Below are 15479 nucleotides of genomic sequence, written 5' to 3' on the forward strand. Positions count from 1 at the left end.
AATGACAGGGCAAATTTTTAAAGGCGCGATATATCTTTTTACACTTTTATCCGCCATGCTTTTGCTTTTACTCGTGGGATTTTTACTGCTAAATTCCACGAGTTTCTTTGCAGAAGTAAGCCTTTTTGACTTCTTGCTAAACAGCGACTGGGACGTTAGCACAGAGCCTTTTAGCTTTGGGCTGTTTAATATCCTAATCGCAAATTTCGCAGTTGCGTTTTTAGCTTGTATATTTTCATTTTTTATCTCGCTTGGCGTTACTATATTTATCTGTTTTTTTGCGAGCGCCTGGCTTAGGCACGTGCTAGACTGGATGATACGAATACTAGCTGGCATACCATCTATCATATATGGATTTTTTGCGCTTTACACGGTTGTAAAAATTTTAGAGTCAGGGCTAAAAATGTCCGCTGGTGAGTCAGTTTTGGCAGCTAGCCTCATCCTTAGCGTCATGATACTGCCCTTTTTTACTTCGCACTTGCTCCAAAGCGTGGGTCTGCTAAAGCAAAATTTCAAAACAAACTCAGACGCACTTGGCGTAAGCACTGGACATTTTATAAGAAAAATAATTTTTAGGAAATCTATAAAAGCTAGCATTTCAGGCTTTATACTCGCATTTTCAAGGGCAGCTGGCGAGACTATGGCTGTGATGATGGTCATAGGCAACACCCCGCTTTTTCCGCACCTGCTCTCAAAAGCTCAGACCATACCATCTCTAATAGCCCTTGAAATGGGCATGAGCGAGGCTGGTAGCTTGCACTATCACGCTCTTATTGCAAGCGGATTTATCCTGCTTGTTTTTATATTTTTGCTAAATATTTTTATCTTTAAATTTGAGAAAAACAATGAACACTTTTAAAGATTTTATAGTCAAATTTTACGCTTATCTTTGCGTATTTATAGTGGTTGCGGTGATATTTTGGATATTTTATTTCATCTTTGCAAATGGCATCTCTCAGATAAATTTAGACTTTCTGACTAAAAATCCGCAAGGTTTAAATTTAGGTGAGAGTGGCGGCATAAGAGACGCTATCATAGGCTCATTTTTGCTGATGATACTATCTATGATATTTTCTGCACTTCTTGGCGTTAGCTGCGCCATTTATAGGCAAATTTACTGCACTTCTAGCACAATAAAGCTTGGGCTTAAATTTATCATCCAAACGATGGCCTCCATACCTTCTATCTTGCTTGGTATGTTTGTTTATGGACTTTTTATCGTTAGTCTTGATATCCCCAAAAGCCTGCTAACAGCTAGCATTACGCTTGCCTTGATGGTCTTTCCATTTGTTGAAGTAAGCGTTGAAAAGGTGATCTCGCAGATCGATGAAAAGATATTAAGAGATAGCTTCGCGCTTGGTGTTGATAAAAATTTCATGGCTAGAAAGCTGGTTTTGCCAACTATTAGAAAAAATATAATATCTATTTTAATACTTGCTGGTAGCTACGCCATAGGAGCCACCGCGCCGCTACTTTTAACTGGAGTCGTTTTCATGGCAAAGGCAGATGGCCTGCTCTCGCCAGTTATGGCACTGCCTTTTCACCTGCACATGCTACTAAGCCAGTCAGTCGCAACACAAAATGCCTACGCCACGGCACTTGTGCTCATTTTTATACTGATCATTTTGCACCTGCTTTCAGCCGTAGTTTTATTTGATATAGGAGAGAAAATTGCCAGATATTTTAAACATAAAAGATCTTAGTATCTTTTACCAAGAGAATGAAATTTTAAAAGATCTAAATTTAAACGTCGCCGAAAACGAGATCATCTGCCTAATGGGTAGCTCAGGATGTGGTAAATCGACATTTCTTTCAGCGCTAAATGGCTTTTTGGAGCAAAAAGGCGGCAGATATAGTGGAGAGATCCTATTTAAAGGCGAAAATATCAAAAATAAGGGTGAAATTTGGCTAAGACGAAAACTAGCCATACTCTTTCAAGACGCCACGCTCTTTCCTTTTAGTGTAGAAAGAAATTTGACCTATGCGATGGAATTTTACGAGGACAGCATAAAAGATAAGCAAAAAAGAGTAGAGGAGCTGCTTAAAAGCGTAAATTTACTTGATGAGATTAGTGACCTTGACATGCCAGCTAGCAAACTCTCAGGCGGTCAAAAGCAAAGACTTTGCATCGCAAGGATGCTAACTACAAAGCCTGAAGTGCTCATGCTTGACGAGCCTTGCTCATCGCTTGATATGAAAAATGTCTTGATCGTAGAGAAGCTTTTAAAAAGCCTATCGCAAAAATATACGATCATCATTAACACACACAACGAAGAGCAGGCAAAGAGGCTTGGCGGTAGGATAGTTCGCATAGTGGATAAGAAATTTACATTTTAAAAGAGCTAGAATTTCTAGCTCTAAATTTAGTCGATAAATCTCTTTGTGATATTTGCGTAGGCATCGATCCTGCGGTCTCTTAAAAATGGCCAAATTCTGCGGACTTCTTCACTTCTTTTCATGTCTATTTCAACGATCTTGCATAGCTCATCTGTGCTATTTGCACGGAAAAGTTGCTCGCCTTGTGGCCCAAAAACAAAACTATTTCCCCAAAATTTTATCCCATCCATCACGCCGCTATCATCTTTTTCAAAGCCGACGCGATTTACTGCGACCACTGGCAGGCCATTTGCCACGCTGTGGCCTCTTTGCACTGCCACCCACGCTTCAAGCTGTCTTGATTTTTCATCGTCACTATCGCCCTCAAACCAGCCAATAGCCGTTGGATAGATAAGAATTTTTGCCCCTTTTAGCGCCATTAGCCTTGCTGCCTCTGGATACCACTGATCCCAGCAAACCAAAACTCCAAGCTTGCCAATACTGGTTTCAATAGGCTCAAAGCCGATATCGCCAGGCGTGAAGTAAAATTTTTCGTAAAATCCTGGATCATCAGGGATGTGCATTTTTCTGTATTTGCCAGCCACGCTGCCGTCACGCTCGAAGACAAAGGCGGTGTTGTGATAAAGTCCGTCAGCCCTTTTTTCAAATAGCGAAGTGACCAAAACTACGCCGTTATCCTTAGCCACCCTGCCCCAAAAAGCGACGTCATCTTGCCAGTCATTTGCGTGATCAAAGAAATTTGTATCCTCGCTTTGGCAAAAGTACTGCGTCTGGTGCAGCTCTTGACAGACCACGAGATCAGCACCTCCCTTTTTTGCCTCAGCGATTAGCTCAAGCGTCTTTGCGATGGTCGCCTCTTTTGTGCCTTTAAATTCTTGTTGAAGTAGTGCTACTTTCATCTCATTTCCCTTCTTTGTCGTTGTATGGGTCTAAATGTGTGGTTATCTGCCACGAATAATCCCTAAATTTCTCTCTTATCTCAGCTTCAAGCGAATCGGCCACCTCGTGCGCATCGTAAAGCGAGATATCTTTGTCAAAAACTAAATGCAGCGTTAAAAATATGGTATTTGCGCTCTGCCTTGTGTTTAGGTAGTGAAAGTCTGAAACCCTCTGCTTTGCCTTTATCATCTTGATGATCTCGGCTGTTACTTCAGGGCTTGCTGCGTGATCTAGCAAGACACCAAGTGCGTCTTTGCCAAGGCTTATTGCGCTTTGAGCGATGTAGCCACTTATCACAATGCCAAAGATCGCATCTATCATCACAAATCCACTAAATTTAATAATAAGTAGCGAGATGATGACTGCTAGATTGCTAAAAAGGTCGATCTTATAGTGCAGCGCGTCTGCTTTTATGATAAGGTTTCCGCTTTTTTTAGAAATTTGGTTTAAAAATAGCACCAAACATAGCGTCACTACGACTGAAAATATCATCACGCCGAGGCTTAAGCCAAGGTCTATCTCTAAATTTGGCTCGCTAAATTTCTTAACGCTCTCATAAAATATATATCCAGCAGCCACAACGATGATGACACACTCAAATAGCGCCGCCAAGGCCTCTAGCTTTGTGTAGCCAAAGTTAAATCTCTCATCGGCTTGCTTTCTTGACTTTCTAAGCGCAAATAAATTTAAAAGCGAAACGATAAAATCAAGCATTGAATCAATCGCCGAGCCAAGCACAGCGACCGAGCCGCTAAAAAGTCCCGCTGTAAATTTCACAAGTGCGAGTAAAAAGGCGCAAGCTCCAGCTGCGATAACTGCCTTGTTTTCGCCCTGCGTGCACTCCTGCTTATTTATGCGGTTAAACTCATAATCAAACGGACTTCCCAAGCTTAAGACCTTTTGTATCTATTTTGGCTTGAGCAGTGAAGCGAGCCATTTTGACGGACAAAAACTAGTGAATTTACACCGATGATCTTTCTGTCTGGCAGTGCCTGAGCTAGTAAATTTAGCACCTTTTCATCGTTTTCGTCGTTATATGTTGGCACGATTAGCGCACCATTTATAAAGATGAAGTTTGCATAAGTGCAACCAAGCCTTTTGCCATCATAAAATTTAGACTTAGGAAGTGGCAGAGCAAGCAACTTAAAGCCAGTTTTTTTAAGCTCGTCCTCCATCCTTTTTAGCTCATCAAAGTGCTCATCACTCTCGTCATCGCAAGCTGCGTAAGCGATAGTATCAGGCGTAATAAAACGCGCTAAAGTGTCGATGTGACTATCTGTATCATCGCCTCTTATAAAGCCATTTTCAAGCCAGATGATACGTTTTAGACCAAATAAACTCTTTAGCTTCTCCTCGATCTGCTCTTTGCTAAGTGCCTTGTTTCTATTTTCATTTAGCAGACATTTTGAGGTGGTTAAAAGCACACCATCTCCGTTAAACTCGATGCTCCCGCCCTCTAGTATCATATCAACTTGCTCAAGCTTAGTTTTATAAATTTTAGCTAGCTCTAAATTTATTGCATTATCTTTTGAACTCTTAAATTTACCACCCCAAGCGTTAAATTTAAAGTCGTAGCTCTTTACACCAGAGCCATCGCAAACGTCGATCATGCCGTAGTCTCTGATCCAAGTATCGTCAGTATCAAGCTTAACAAACTCTACATTTTCAAATTTCTTAAATCTATCAAAATTTGCCTCATCAGGGCAGATGAGCACTACCTTTTCAAACGGCGTAATAGCAGCCACTAGCTCTTCATAACTAGCTAAAATCTCCTCTAAATAAGGCTCCCAGTCGCTCTTACTATGTGGCAGTGATAAAAACAAAAGCTCCTGCTCTTCCCACTCTGCGTAAGCTCTCACGCTCTCTCCTTATAAATTTTATAAATTCCATAAATCGTGATGAATATCCAAAAGACCTCTATCAAAAATGAACCGAGGTTAAAGTGCACAAAAAGCGAGATGATAAGTAGCACCGCACCTGCTAAATTTATTATCTGATAGGCTAGATCGCGGCTATTTAGGCGGCCGATCTGAAGTAAAAAGTAGCCCAACACGATGCAAATCATCCCTAAAAAGCCGATGATCTGAAAAAGATCGATCAAATTTTATCCTTTTTGCAAGCTTAAATTTAAAGCAAGATCATATCTAATTAGTTTTAAATTTATGATTATAAGATAAAATAACTCCATTTTTCAGATTGGATTAAAGTTTTATGGATTTTGAGTTTATTGAGAAATTTTATCCGCTTTATGTTAAGGCCGGAGTGCTTACCTGTGAGATCGCCTTTTTAGGGATCGTTTTTTCTATTTTGATCGGTATTTTTTGTATGGCTGTGAAATTTTACAAGCTAAAATTTCTATCAAAAGTGATTGACTGCTACGTCGAGCTCTCAAGAAATACACCACTTCTTATACAGCTTTTCTTTTTATATTATGGCTTGCCAAAGCTTGGGGTGTCGATGAGTGGCTTTGCCTGTGCGGTCGCGGGACTTAGCTTTCTTGGAGGCAGCTATATGAGTGAGAGCTTTAGACTTGGTTTTGAGGCAGTTAGAAAGTCGCAGATAGAAGCAGGACTAAGCATCGCGCTTAGCAAAAATCAGCTCTTAAGATATGTTATCTTGCCTCAAGCATTTAGCGTAGCAGTGCCAAGCATTAGTGCAAATATTATCTTTTTACTAAAAGAGACAAGCATCGTTAGCATCGTAGCTCTTGCTGATCTAGTTTACGTCGCAAAGGATCTCATCGGGCTTTATTACAAGACAGACGAGGCACTTTTTATGCTAGTAATTAGCTATCTCATCATCATCTTGCCAGTCTCGCTGGCGCTTAGCTATATCGAAAAAAGGGTGAGAAATGCAAGGAGTTAGTATTTTATTTGACACGCAAAATTTACTAAGACTCTTTGAAGGTCTAGTCGTTAGCACAGAAATTTCATTTATCTCTATTTTTATCTCTATAATCGGTGGCTTAGTGCTTGGCGTACTTATGAGCATGAAAAACAAATTTATCTATTTTATTTTAAAAATTTGCCTAGAAATCGTTCGCATAATGCCTCAGATCGTTTGGCTATTTTTATTTTATTTTGGTGTCAGTAAGGCGTTTGATATTCACATTTCAGCATTTACAGCCTCACTCATCGTCTTTAGCTTGTGGGGAATTTTTGAAATGATGGACATCGTGCGTGGCGCAATAACATCAATACCAAAACATCAATTTGAATCAGCCGCATCGCTTGGACTTAGTAAATTTCAAATTTACTTTTATGTCATCATCCCACTTGCCACAAGAAGGCTAGTGCCTGGAGCTGTAAATTTACTAAGCCGTATGATAAAAACAACCTCTATCGTCGTACTAATCGGCGTTGTAGAGGTGGTCAAAGTCGGTCAGCAGATCATCGAGCGAAATGTATTTACAAATCCTATGGCACCATTTTGGATATACACGCTCATATTCTTTTTATATTTTGCGATCTGCTATCCAGTCTCAAAATTATCAAAAAAACTAGAAGAAAAATGGAGCTAAAATGAGCGAAAACATATTAGAACTTAAAAAAATAAATAAATTTTATGGAGAGCTTCACGCCTTAAAAGACATAAATTTAGAGGTAAAAAGCGGTGAAGTGGTCGTGCTTCTTGGACCATCGGGCTGTGGCAAGAGCACAACTCTTAGATGCATAAACGGCCTTGAGAGTATCGCAAGCGGTGAGATAATAATTGATAGCGAAATAATTGATGCTAAATTTAATGATTGGCAAAGGATCCGCCAAAAAGTCGGCATGGTCTTTCAAAGCTACGAGCTGTTTGATCACATGAACGTCATAGACAACGTCCTTCTTGGGCCTTTAAAGGTGCAAAAAAGAGATAGGGCCGAGGCCGAAAAGACCGCTGATATGTGGTTAAGCAAGGTTGGACTGCTTGATAAGAAATTTGCCTATCCAAAGGAGCTAAGTGGCGGTCAAAAGCAGCGTATAGCTATAGTAAGAAGCCTTTGTTTAAACCCTGAAATTATGCTATTTGATGAGGTTACGGCTGCGCTTGATCCAGAGATCGTTAGAGAAGTGCTTGACGTGATACTAAATTTAGCCAAAGATGGAATGACGATGCTAATAGTCACCCATGAAATGAGCTTTGCAAGGGCGGTTGCAAACAAGATCGTATTTATGGACGCTGGAGCGATCGTGGAGATCAGCGAGCCGGAGGAATTTTTTACCAACCCAAAGAGCGATCGCGCGAAGAAATTTCTAAATTTATTCTCGTTTTAGAAAAAATAAGAGATAATTTGCCGTTTTTTCAAAATGCGTTTAGAGCGAAATTTTAACGCTCTTATTTATTTAACTTTTTACAAGGAGAAAGAGTGAGAAAATTTAAATTTTTCTTATTAGCATTAATCGCTACCGTCTTTCTAACGGGTTGTGGTAATGACAAAGGTGCCGACACGGCAAAAGCTGCTTCAAACGAAGCTGATGCGATCGCAAAGATCAAAGAGCGCGGATATGTAAGAATTGGCGTTTTCAGCGACAAACCACCATTTGGCTATGTCGATAAAGACGGCAAAAACCAAGGCTATGATATTTACTTTGCAAAACGTATCGCAAAAGATCTACTAGGCGATGAGAGCAAGGTAAAATTTGAGCTAGTAGAGGCTGCTGGTAGAGTTGAAGTTTTAGTAGCTGATAAAGTAGATATCACGCTTGCAAATTTCACAAAAACACCTGAGCGCGCACAAGTTGTTGATTTTGCGCTTCCATACATGAAGGTTTCGCTTGGCATAGTAAGCCCTGAAGGTGCAGTGATAAAGAGCATCGATGAGCTAAAAGATAAAACCCTAATCGTAAATAAAGGCACAACCGCAGACGCGTTTTTTACAAAAAATTATCCTGACATTAAGCTTGCAAAATACGACCAAAATACTGAAACATTTGCAGCTTTGGTTGATAAAAGAGGTGCCGCACTAGCACATGATAATGCCCTACTTTTTGCCTGGGCAAAAGAGACTCCTGGTTTTGTCGTAGGTGTTGAAGCACTTGGTGATGTGGATGTGATAGCACCAGCTGTTAAAAAAGGTAACAAAGTTTTACTTGACTGGCTAAACAATGAGATCATTGAGCTTGGAAAAGAAAATTTCTTCCACAAAGACTATGATGCTACACTAAAACCGATCTATGGTGACAGCGTCAATCCAGAATCACTTGTCGTTGAAGGCGGCAAACTATAAAAATTTTGGAGGGTACTTAACCCTCCCGTTTATTTTTATTAATTCTATTTTTTATTGAATCGTAAACCAAAACCCAGAATACGGACAGCATCAAACTCGACAAAAAATGCAATTGCAATTATGATTACCTTTTTAGGTTTAACGGGTTTATTTGAGATAACTATATCGGAAACTATCTGCGTATTTTGGTAATTATAGGGCTCTAATGCAAGCTCTATGAGAGATCTTTGATCTAAAAGCTTATTTAATTCCTCGGTTTGCAAATTTACTAATTCTCTTTGTAAGGACGGTAATTTATCATTAACTAAGATATCTTTTTCCGCCTTCATATTTTCTAGCTCTACGCCAACCAACCTATCTAATCTATTCTGCGCATCAGGTTTAGATTTTGTTAATAATACTTGCTTTTGCTGCTCAAAAGCTATCATACTTTGCTCTAAATTTGAAATTTGATTATAAATACCTTGTTCCATCATCTGGCGAAGTATAATATTTTCGGATTCGCCTACATTTTTATTAGTGCGAAGTTTTTCTAGTTCTGCTTCATATTTTTTAATCTTTGCGTATTTAACTCTATATTCTTTCGCACCGACGGAATACTTATATCGTCTATTGCCGATATTTCGCGCTGTGCAGCAGGTATAGTAGCGTCTTTCATATATGTTATTTACCTATCTATACGAGGTATCTGCGTTGATTTTATATATTCTATCTGCTGTTGCTTTTCCACTATGACGTTGTTTTTTAAGAAATTTATCTGACATTCTATATTTGCAAGCTGAACCTTTTTAAATTCGATATATGCGTTTATGGCATTTTGATGCTCGCTCGCCAAATCATCTATCATTTTATTTATCTGTTTTACGGCTATATCATTACTTTTTGCGACGACCTCTACGTCAAAAAACTTTTTATTATTTTTAGCTCCGATATCTTTTCTACTTTATAGTTAAGGCTTTCAACACCTTTTAGTAGGTCGATATACTTTATCGTTAATTTTTGTACATTGTCGGCATTATTTACTATTAAGATTTCTTCGCCGTTATCATTCTTGTAGTATCCCGTCTCAACTAAAGCCGTAGCCTTATATAGCGGCGTAGCTACAAAGGCATATAACCCGGTCGCCAACGAAGCCGCACCGGTAGTTAATTTTATATCTCAATACTTTTTGCCTAGTTCAAATAAGTCTATCTCTTCATCTTGATAAATTATTTGATCATTCCGTTCTGACATTTTTCCTTTTTAATGAAATTAACTTGCACCTTTACGCATTAAAACAACCTTAAAGGTCTTTAAGATTATCACGATATCGCTCCAGATGCACCAGTTTTTCATATACCACGCATCCATCCGTATCCTCGTCTCAAAGTCTACGTCGCTTCTGCCGCTAACCTGCCAAATACCGGTAATCCCCGGTAAAACCGCCAAGATTAGATCGGCATATCGCCCCATATCCTTGCGCTCGCACTGCATGTACGGGCGAGGACCTACTATACTCATCTCGCCTTTTAAGACGTTGATTAGTTGAGGGAACTCGTCAAGAGAGCTTTTTCTAAGAAAATTTCCGAGTTTTGTTACGCGCGGATCGTTTTTGTATTTATGATATTTTTCAAAATACTTTACTTCTTGCGGATTTTTTTCAAGATACCCTTTTAAAATTTCAGCTCCGTTTTCTCTCATAGAGCGAAATTTAAGACAGTCAAATAGCTTGCCGTTTAACCCCATCCTTTGATGTGAGAAAAATATCTTACCCCTTGGCTCGCTTACCTTCATAGCGACCGCGACCGCGCAAAAAATCGGAATTAAAAGCGGCAAAGCCATAACTATCAAAAATATATCAAGCCCTCTTTTTAGCGCGACGTTAAATTTACTCTGCAAAGAGTTGTGTATCGCAAAAAGGCTCGTGCGGGAGTTAAATAGGTTGTAAATATGGGCTTGCGTAAAATCGTAGCCTCTAAGCACGGGCGTGAATAAAATCTCTTTATTTTCCTTGATATTTTGCTCTATGAGCTCATTTAGCTCGCGTGCGCCCATGCCGCTGTCGCCTATAAAAAGCGACTCGTACTCAGTCTGCGCGCGAATATAACCGAGGTATTTATCCTCAAAAATTGCCAGCCCAAATTTCTCGTTCTCGCCTAAAATTTTAGCCTTCTTTTTCCAAAAGCCAAGTTTAAAAAGTGAAATTTTAGCTATAAATTTAAAAGCTGGGATAATAAAAATCATAAAGCCAAAGCCCAAAATCAAGCTAGCTCTTGAAAAATCATAGTTTATCTTTAGCAAGGCAAGCGCGGCTAAAGTAAGCAAAAGCCCAAAAAAACAGCTTTTTACCGCTATGGCGCACTCGTGCCAAAAATCATACCTCCTAGCGTAAATCCCCTGATAAAAAAACAAGGCTATCATCAAGGCATAAGCGATGCCAAAGCCCTGATACTTGGATATATCAAGTAGCACGTGATCGCCGTAAAATAAATTTTTAAGCTCGACTGCTATACCAAAAGACACCCAAATAGCCAAAAGATCGACCAAAAGAAGTATCGCTTTACAAAGATATTTTTTCATTTTTCCATCCAGATACGTGCCGTGCGAATTTCGCGCTTGGCGACTATTTTATTTTTTCTTTAAATTTTTCGTATTTTTTCTCGACGTAGCTTTTGATCTCGGCCTCAAAGCGCGCGCGCGAAAATCTTAGCGAATTTTCCCTGATTTTTACGGGTTCGAATTTATCGCGATTTTGCTCAAATTTAGCTACGGCGGCAAGCATCTCTTTTGTGTTCTGCTCCATAAAGTATAACCCGCTCTCGCCGTCAATCACCGTCTCGCGAGAGCCGCCGCGACCAAAGCAGATCACGGGCGTGCCGCATGCTTGCGCTTCTACGGGCGTGATACCGAAGTCCTCTTCGGCGGCAAAAACAAACGCCTTAGCCCGCCCCATGAGATCCCTCATCGTCTTATCGTCCGCAAAACCCAAAAGCTCGACGTTTTTGCCCGCTTTTGATTTGATTTTAGCCATATCGGGCCCGTCGCCGACGACTACTAGCTTTTTATCCGTCTGCGAAAACGCCTCGACGATGAGGCCTACCTTTTTATACGGCACCATTCGCGAGGCGGTTAGATAAAACTCCTCTTTGGCTTCGCGCAGCGTAAATTTATCCACGTCTACGGGCGGATAGATGACGTCGCTAGGCTTGCCGTAGATTTTTTCTATACGGCGCGCGATGTAGCGGCTATTTGCGACGTAGTGATCCACGCGGTTTGCGCTAACGGCGTCCCAAAGCCTAATTTTGTGTAAAAAATACTTCGCCAGCACGCCCTTTAAACCGCGGTCCAGCCCGCTTTCGCGCAGATACTGATGATATAGATCCCACGCGTAGCGAATCGGCGTGTGGATATATGCGATATGGAGTTGATTTGAGTGCGTCAGCACCCCCTTTGCCACGGCATGCGAGCTAGATAGCACGACGTCGTATCCGCTTAGATCAAACTGCTCTATCGCGAGCGGAAAAAGCGGCAAGTAGTTGCGGTATTTGCTCTTTGCAAAGGGTAGCTTCCCAATAAAGCTCGTATGCGCTCGCTTGCCTTTTAAAATTTTGTCTCGGTCGCACTCGCTTAAAAAATCGATGAGGCCGTAAATTTCAAAATCGTCCCAAACATTCGTGAAACTCTCGACGCATTTTTCTGCACCCGCATAGGTGCTAAACCAGTCGTGGATTAGTGCTTTTTTCACTCAAGCTCCATTTTTATAAATTTGAGTAATTGTATAATTTTTTTTCCTTTAAATATAAATAAAACAACAAGTATTGTTATCGTGATGTAAAACGAATACATACCAGATAGGACATAAGACATCGCTATGAAGGAATGCTATAAAAACCCATTGCGATATTATAAAAATTTACTACCTTTATAAATTTGGCTAGCTCATAACTTAATGCAAAATATTTTGCAAATAATGACAAAAAAAATACTAAACATTATAATGAATAAATTGTTAGATAACCACGCTATTAATATTATAAATATTAAAAATATTCGGTATTATGTAGCAACCGCACAAGACTTTCATTCTAAAATCCGCTAAAATTCAGCCTATTATAGCATATCATAAAGTATTTTATATGGCTGAATCTCACGTAATATCCGCTCTCGTTAGTAAGCATTCCGAGCTTCAAGGAAATATCAAATATCATCAAGATATAGTTTTAAAGCTAAAATCCGAACTTGAAACCATAGATAAAGCTATCGCGATATTCGACCCTAGCTATAAGACTACGTTTATTAGGGCTAAAAGAGTTAGCAATGCTTCGTATTTTCCTCACGGTGAACTAAATCGTAGGATTATAGAGTGTTTAAAGATAAAGTCTAGCACTGTAAATGAAATAGCCGAGTATGTTTTTAAAGATGAAAAAGTAGAGGATGCTCTCATTGCCAAATATAAGCAAAACATATTCTCTTTAATTTCAAAGCTCATAAAAAGAGGAACTGTCTCGTTATTTACCGACAACGGAGTAAAATTTTATAAGATAGCTTCCTAAGCTCCAAGTCTTTCGGCTACTCTGTGATTGCCTTGCCAGTAACCGCAGAATTCATTTGATATCGAGTTATCAGCCAAACATCTCGATAAAATATCGTCCATTATGGCTTTATTATCTAGCCTTCTCGTATCTTCGCGGCAAGCAATCTCGTTTGCATAGTTTGATAAGTAAAGTGTTCCTAGCTTATGGCATTGACCGTATTGTAAGCGTCTAAATCTAGCGTTAAAGCTTTCGCTTTGGTTATTATTCTCCCCATTTAGTCCCGAATACTCTATTTGGTGATTTACTCTTTTTAAATCGTAATGAGCTAGCAAATCGTCGTAAGCCGAGTTTTCATCGGTATGAATTTCGCTATTTGGCGCAATATGCGATTTAGCGATAGCGTTTATATCTACGTTATTCTCGCTTTTTAATATAAAGGTCTTAGTCTTACTAGCTCCGCTTCCAAGTAGATTTCTTTCTCTAAGCGATATAATAACTCTCTTATTGGGCTTAAAAGCTTTTCGTCTATCTATTCTATCGTTTATGTTGTTAGCGGGTTTTATATAGTTTCCGACGTATACTCCGTCAATCTCGACTATACCGCTAAATTTATTTCCGCTATCGCTAGTCATAAGGCTTTCTCTGATTTTATGAGATAAGACCCAAGCCGTTTTATATTGAACGTCTAGGTCTCTACTAAGCTGTAGAGCTGAAATACCTTTGGTAGCATTAGAAAATATGACGATAGCAAGAAGGATAACTTTAAAATCAAGCTTATGAGAGTGAAATATAGTTCCGCTAGTAACGCTAAAAGTATGAAAACAATCCTTGCAGCGATATTGTAATCTACTTTCTATAAAGTAGTGAGACGATGCGCTTCCGCAAGTCGGACAGATAGGATTACCTTTGTTACTACTCCAACGAATTGATTTAAAATACTCGTAACACTCGTTCTCGCTCATCAAAGCTATCTTTCTAACGGATATTGTTCTAGCTTTAGACGAGAGAAGGAAGTGTTGGGACATTTTTAAGCCTTTTATGTATTTTTATTTTTAATATATGTATTATACATAAATATTGCTTAAAATATTATAAGTTATTTACCTAAATTTACTTGCTTTTAAATTGTAAGATATTGTATAATACGTAAATATATAATTAAGGTACATAATGAATTATGATAAGTTTTTATTAAAACTTAAAGAAGCTGGAATAGATAGAGACGAATTTGCCGAGCTTACTAAAACAAATAAGTTAACTATGAACGGCTGGGCTACTACTAGGCAAGGTAGAAAAACGCCAGAGTGGGTTGATAGTTGGATTAATTTATATCTTTCAAATAGAGATAAGGATATAATTATAAGAGAGTTAAAAAATAAAAATAATTATTAATAATCATACACTTTAACAAAGATATATAGATACTAAGAATGAAAAAATCACAACTTATACCGACATAAACGGATTTCACAAATATTGGGGAAAAAGCCTCTCGAATACTACGAATATTTTATAGATACATTAACCACCCAAGGCGATACGGTATTAGAGCCTTTTTTAGGAAGCTCAAACGTAATATCGATTTTAGACGATACGAGAAAATTCATAGGTATAGATATAAACCCCTTTTCTAAAATATTTGCCGATTTCTTAACAAATTTATCGACGCAAGTCGAATATGAAAAAGCCATTACCCAGCTAGAAAACAAGATTAAAAACAGAATCAACAATAGCTATAAGGATTCGCAAAATAACATAGCGACGCATTATGTATGGCAAGATGGAAAAATCTCTGAAGTTTGGATAAAAAATGACGGCAAAAAGCAAGTGATAATTGCAACAAAAAAAGATATAAATACTTTAAATAAATATAATGAATATAAGACTAAATACTTAAACGACATAACATTTTTCAATAATAATAAAATTAATGTTAATTCTAGTATGACGATATATGATTTTTTTTACAAAAAGGGCGCTCTACAATATAGATATACTGTTAGATGAAATCCATCTATTTAAAGATGAAAATATCAAAAGAGCTTTGCTTTTAACTGTTACTTCAGCTATCCGGTCAGATGAACAATATGGTTTTCGTGATTAATAGAAACGGTAAGCGAGAAGTGGGTATTTGGGTTATAGGTTTTTGGCTTCCAAAAGAGCATTTCTATATAAACGTGTGGAACTGTTTTATTAATAAGGCTAAAAAATTATTAAAAAACCTACCGAACGAATATAAAGCTTATAGTAACGCTGGGATTTACAACGAAAGCTGTTTAAAAAAAGATGAAAGATATTTCAAGTAATAGCGTAAAGCTCATTATTACCACCCCCCCCCACAAGAGAAAAGGGGCATTAACTAAAGATTACATGTTGTTCTTTTCAAAAAATAATCAAGTACCCGAAGCTATAAAAAGAGTAAAGTTTTTTAACGATTCTTTAACTCCCTTGTTATGACGGATAGGTAAATATTATGT

19 protein-coding genes are annotated in these 15479 nt (G+C 38.5%); 10 read left to right on the forward strand and 9 right to left on the reverse strand.

Annotation, left to right across the window (positions count from 1 at the left end):
- The first annotated feature begins 1 nt into the window (after position 1).
- The 3 genes from pstC to CYP51_RS09100 are packed head-to-tail and all read left to right on the forward strand — an operon-like array spanning position 2 to position 2337.
- Positions 2–859 (forward strand): phosphate ABC transporter permease subunit PstC, encoded by an 858-nt coding sequence (gene pstC, locus CYP51_RS09090; RefSeq protein WP_103625185.1) that lies wholly within the window; start codon positions 2–4, stop codon positions 857–859.
- On the forward strand, positions 846–1703 hold the full coding sequence (locus tag CYP51_RS09095; protein WP_103625186.1) for a PstA family ABC transporter permease: 858 nt from the start codon (positions 846–848) through the stop codon (positions 1701–1703). The genes pstC and CYP51_RS09095 overlap by 14 nt, the downstream gene beginning before the upstream one ends.
- Entirely contained in the window at positions 1672–2337 is a 666-nt protein-coding gene (locus CYP51_RS09100) for a phosphate ABC transporter ATP-binding protein (protein WP_103625187.1), read from the forward strand. The genes CYP51_RS09095 and CYP51_RS09100 overlap by 32 nt, the downstream gene beginning before the upstream one ends.
- Before the next feature lie 26 nt (positions 2338–2363).
- On the opposite strand, the gene CYP51_RS09105 is transcribed toward CYP51_RS09100, so the two are convergent.
- From CYP51_RS09105 to CYP51_RS09120, 4 genes are read right to left on the reverse strand one after another with little or no spacing between them, the layout of a single operon-like run.
- The gene (locus tag CYP51_RS09105; protein WP_103625188.1) at positions 2364–3236 is read right to left on the reverse strand and encodes a carbon-nitrogen hydrolase; all 873 of its coding nucleotides are present in this window, start codon (positions 3234–3236) and stop codon (positions 2364–2366) included.
- Position 3237: 1 nt separating this feature from the next.
- Positions 3238–4164 (reverse strand): cation diffusion facilitator family transporter, encoded by a 927-nt coding sequence (locus CYP51_RS09110; RefSeq protein ID WP_103625189.1) that lies wholly within the window; start codon positions 4162–4164, stop codon positions 3238–3240.
- 2 nt (positions 4165–4166) lie between these two features.
- Positions 4167–5135: an agmatine deiminase family protein gene (locus tag CYP51_RS09115; RefSeq protein WP_103625190.1), complete on the reverse strand. Its 969-nt coding sequence runs from the start codon at positions 5133–5135 to the stop codon at positions 4167–4169.
- Positions 5132–5377, reverse strand: coding sequence for a CBU_0592 family membrane protein (locus CYP51_RS09120; RefSeq protein WP_103625191.1), 246 nt, complete (start codon positions 5375–5377; stop codon positions 5132–5134). The genes CYP51_RS09115 and CYP51_RS09120 overlap by 4 nt, the downstream gene beginning before the upstream one ends.
- Positions 5378–5487: 110 nt before the next feature.
- Here CYP51_RS09120 and CYP51_RS09125 point away from each other — a divergent pair, with 110 nt between their 5' ends.
- The 4 genes from CYP51_RS09125 to CYP51_RS09140 all read left to right on the forward strand — a co-directional run bounded on the left by CYP51_RS09125 (position 5488) and on the right by CYP51_RS09140 (position 8488).
- Complete coding sequence (locus CYP51_RS09125; protein ID WP_103625192.1) at positions 5488–6141, forward strand: amino acid ABC transporter permease; 654 nt, start codon at positions 5488–5490, stop codon at positions 6139–6141.
- Positions 6128–6796, forward strand: a complete 669-nt coding sequence (locus CYP51_RS09130; RefSeq protein ID WP_103625193.1) for an amino acid ABC transporter permease — start codon at positions 6128–6130, stop codon at positions 6794–6796. The genes CYP51_RS09125 and CYP51_RS09130 overlap by 14 nt, the downstream gene beginning before the upstream one ends.
- A gap of 1 nt (position 6797) precedes the next feature.
- On the forward strand, positions 6798–7535 hold the full coding sequence (locus tag CYP51_RS09135) for an amino acid ABC transporter ATP-binding protein (protein ID WP_103625194.1): 738 nt from the start codon (positions 6798–6800) through the stop codon (positions 7533–7535).
- A 92-nt stretch (positions 7536–7627) separates the two neighbouring features.
- The gene (locus CYP51_RS09140; RefSeq protein WP_021091264.1) at positions 7628–8488 is read left to right on the forward strand and encodes a cysteine ABC transporter substrate-binding protein; all 861 of its coding nucleotides are present in this window, start codon (positions 7628–7630) and stop codon (positions 8486–8488) included.
- Between the two features lie 44 nt (positions 8489–8532).
- On the opposite strand, the gene CYP51_RS09145 is transcribed toward CYP51_RS09140, so the two are convergent.
- The 4 genes from CYP51_RS09145 to CYP51_RS09165 form a co-directional block, all read right to left on the reverse strand.
- The gene (locus CYP51_RS09145; protein WP_103625195.1) at positions 8533–8961 is read right to left on the reverse strand and encodes a hypothetical protein; all 429 of its coding nucleotides are present in this window, start codon (positions 8959–8961) and stop codon (positions 8533–8535) included.
- A gap of 194 nt (positions 8962–9155) precedes the next feature.
- Positions 9156–9335 (reverse strand): hypothetical protein, encoded by a 180-nt coding sequence (locus CYP51_RS09150; RefSeq protein ID WP_103625196.1) that lies wholly within the window; start codon positions 9333–9335, stop codon positions 9156–9158.
- A gap of 404 nt (positions 9336–9739) precedes the next feature.
- Positions 9740–11047: a sugar transferase gene (locus CYP51_RS09160; RefSeq protein WP_103625198.1), complete on the reverse strand. Its 1308-nt coding sequence runs from the start codon at positions 11045–11047 to the stop codon at positions 9740–9742.
- Between the two features lie 43 nt (positions 11048–11090).
- Entirely contained in the window at positions 11091–12212 is a 1122-nt protein-coding gene (locus CYP51_RS09165; protein ID WP_103559222.1) for a glycosyltransferase family 4 protein, read from the reverse strand.
- Between the two features lie 391 nt (positions 12213–12603).
- On the opposite strand from CYP51_RS09165, the gene CYP51_RS09170 reads away from it, so the two are divergent.
- Positions 12604–13020, forward strand: coding sequence for a hypothetical protein (locus CYP51_RS09170; protein ID WP_103559221.1), 417 nt, complete (start codon positions 12604–12606; stop codon positions 13018–13020).
- Here the strand turns inward: CYP51_RS09170 and CYP51_RS09175 are convergent.
- Positions 13017–14027: an IS1595 family transposase gene (locus CYP51_RS09175; RefSeq protein ID WP_103625199.1), complete on the reverse strand. Its 1011-nt coding sequence runs from the start codon at positions 14025–14027 to the stop codon at positions 13017–13019. The two genes, CYP51_RS09170 and CYP51_RS09175, sit on opposite strands and share 4 nt — an antisense overlap.
- Positions 14028–14172: 145 nt before the next feature.
- Here CYP51_RS09175 and CYP51_RS09180 point away from each other — a divergent pair, with 145 nt between their 5' ends.
- Together CYP51_RS09180 and CYP51_RS09185 are read left to right on the forward strand one after the other, a co-directional pair.
- On the forward strand, positions 14173–14394 hold the full coding sequence (locus CYP51_RS09180; protein WP_103625200.1) for a hypothetical protein: 222 nt from the start codon (positions 14173–14175) through the stop codon (positions 14392–14394).
- 84 nt (positions 14395–14478) lie between these two features.
- Positions 14479–15009: a DNA methyltransferase gene (locus CYP51_RS09185; protein ID WP_180997761.1), complete on the forward strand. Its 531-nt coding sequence runs from the start codon at positions 14479–14481 to the stop codon at positions 15007–15009.
- The last annotated feature ends 470 nt before the right edge of the window (positions 15010–15479 follow it).

It is taken from the genome of Campylobacter concisus, from assembly GCF_002912895.1.
In the GTDB taxonomy this organism is placed as follows: domain Bacteria; phylum Campylobacterota; class Campylobacteria; order Campylobacterales; family Campylobacteraceae; genus Campylobacter_A; species Campylobacter_A concisus_G.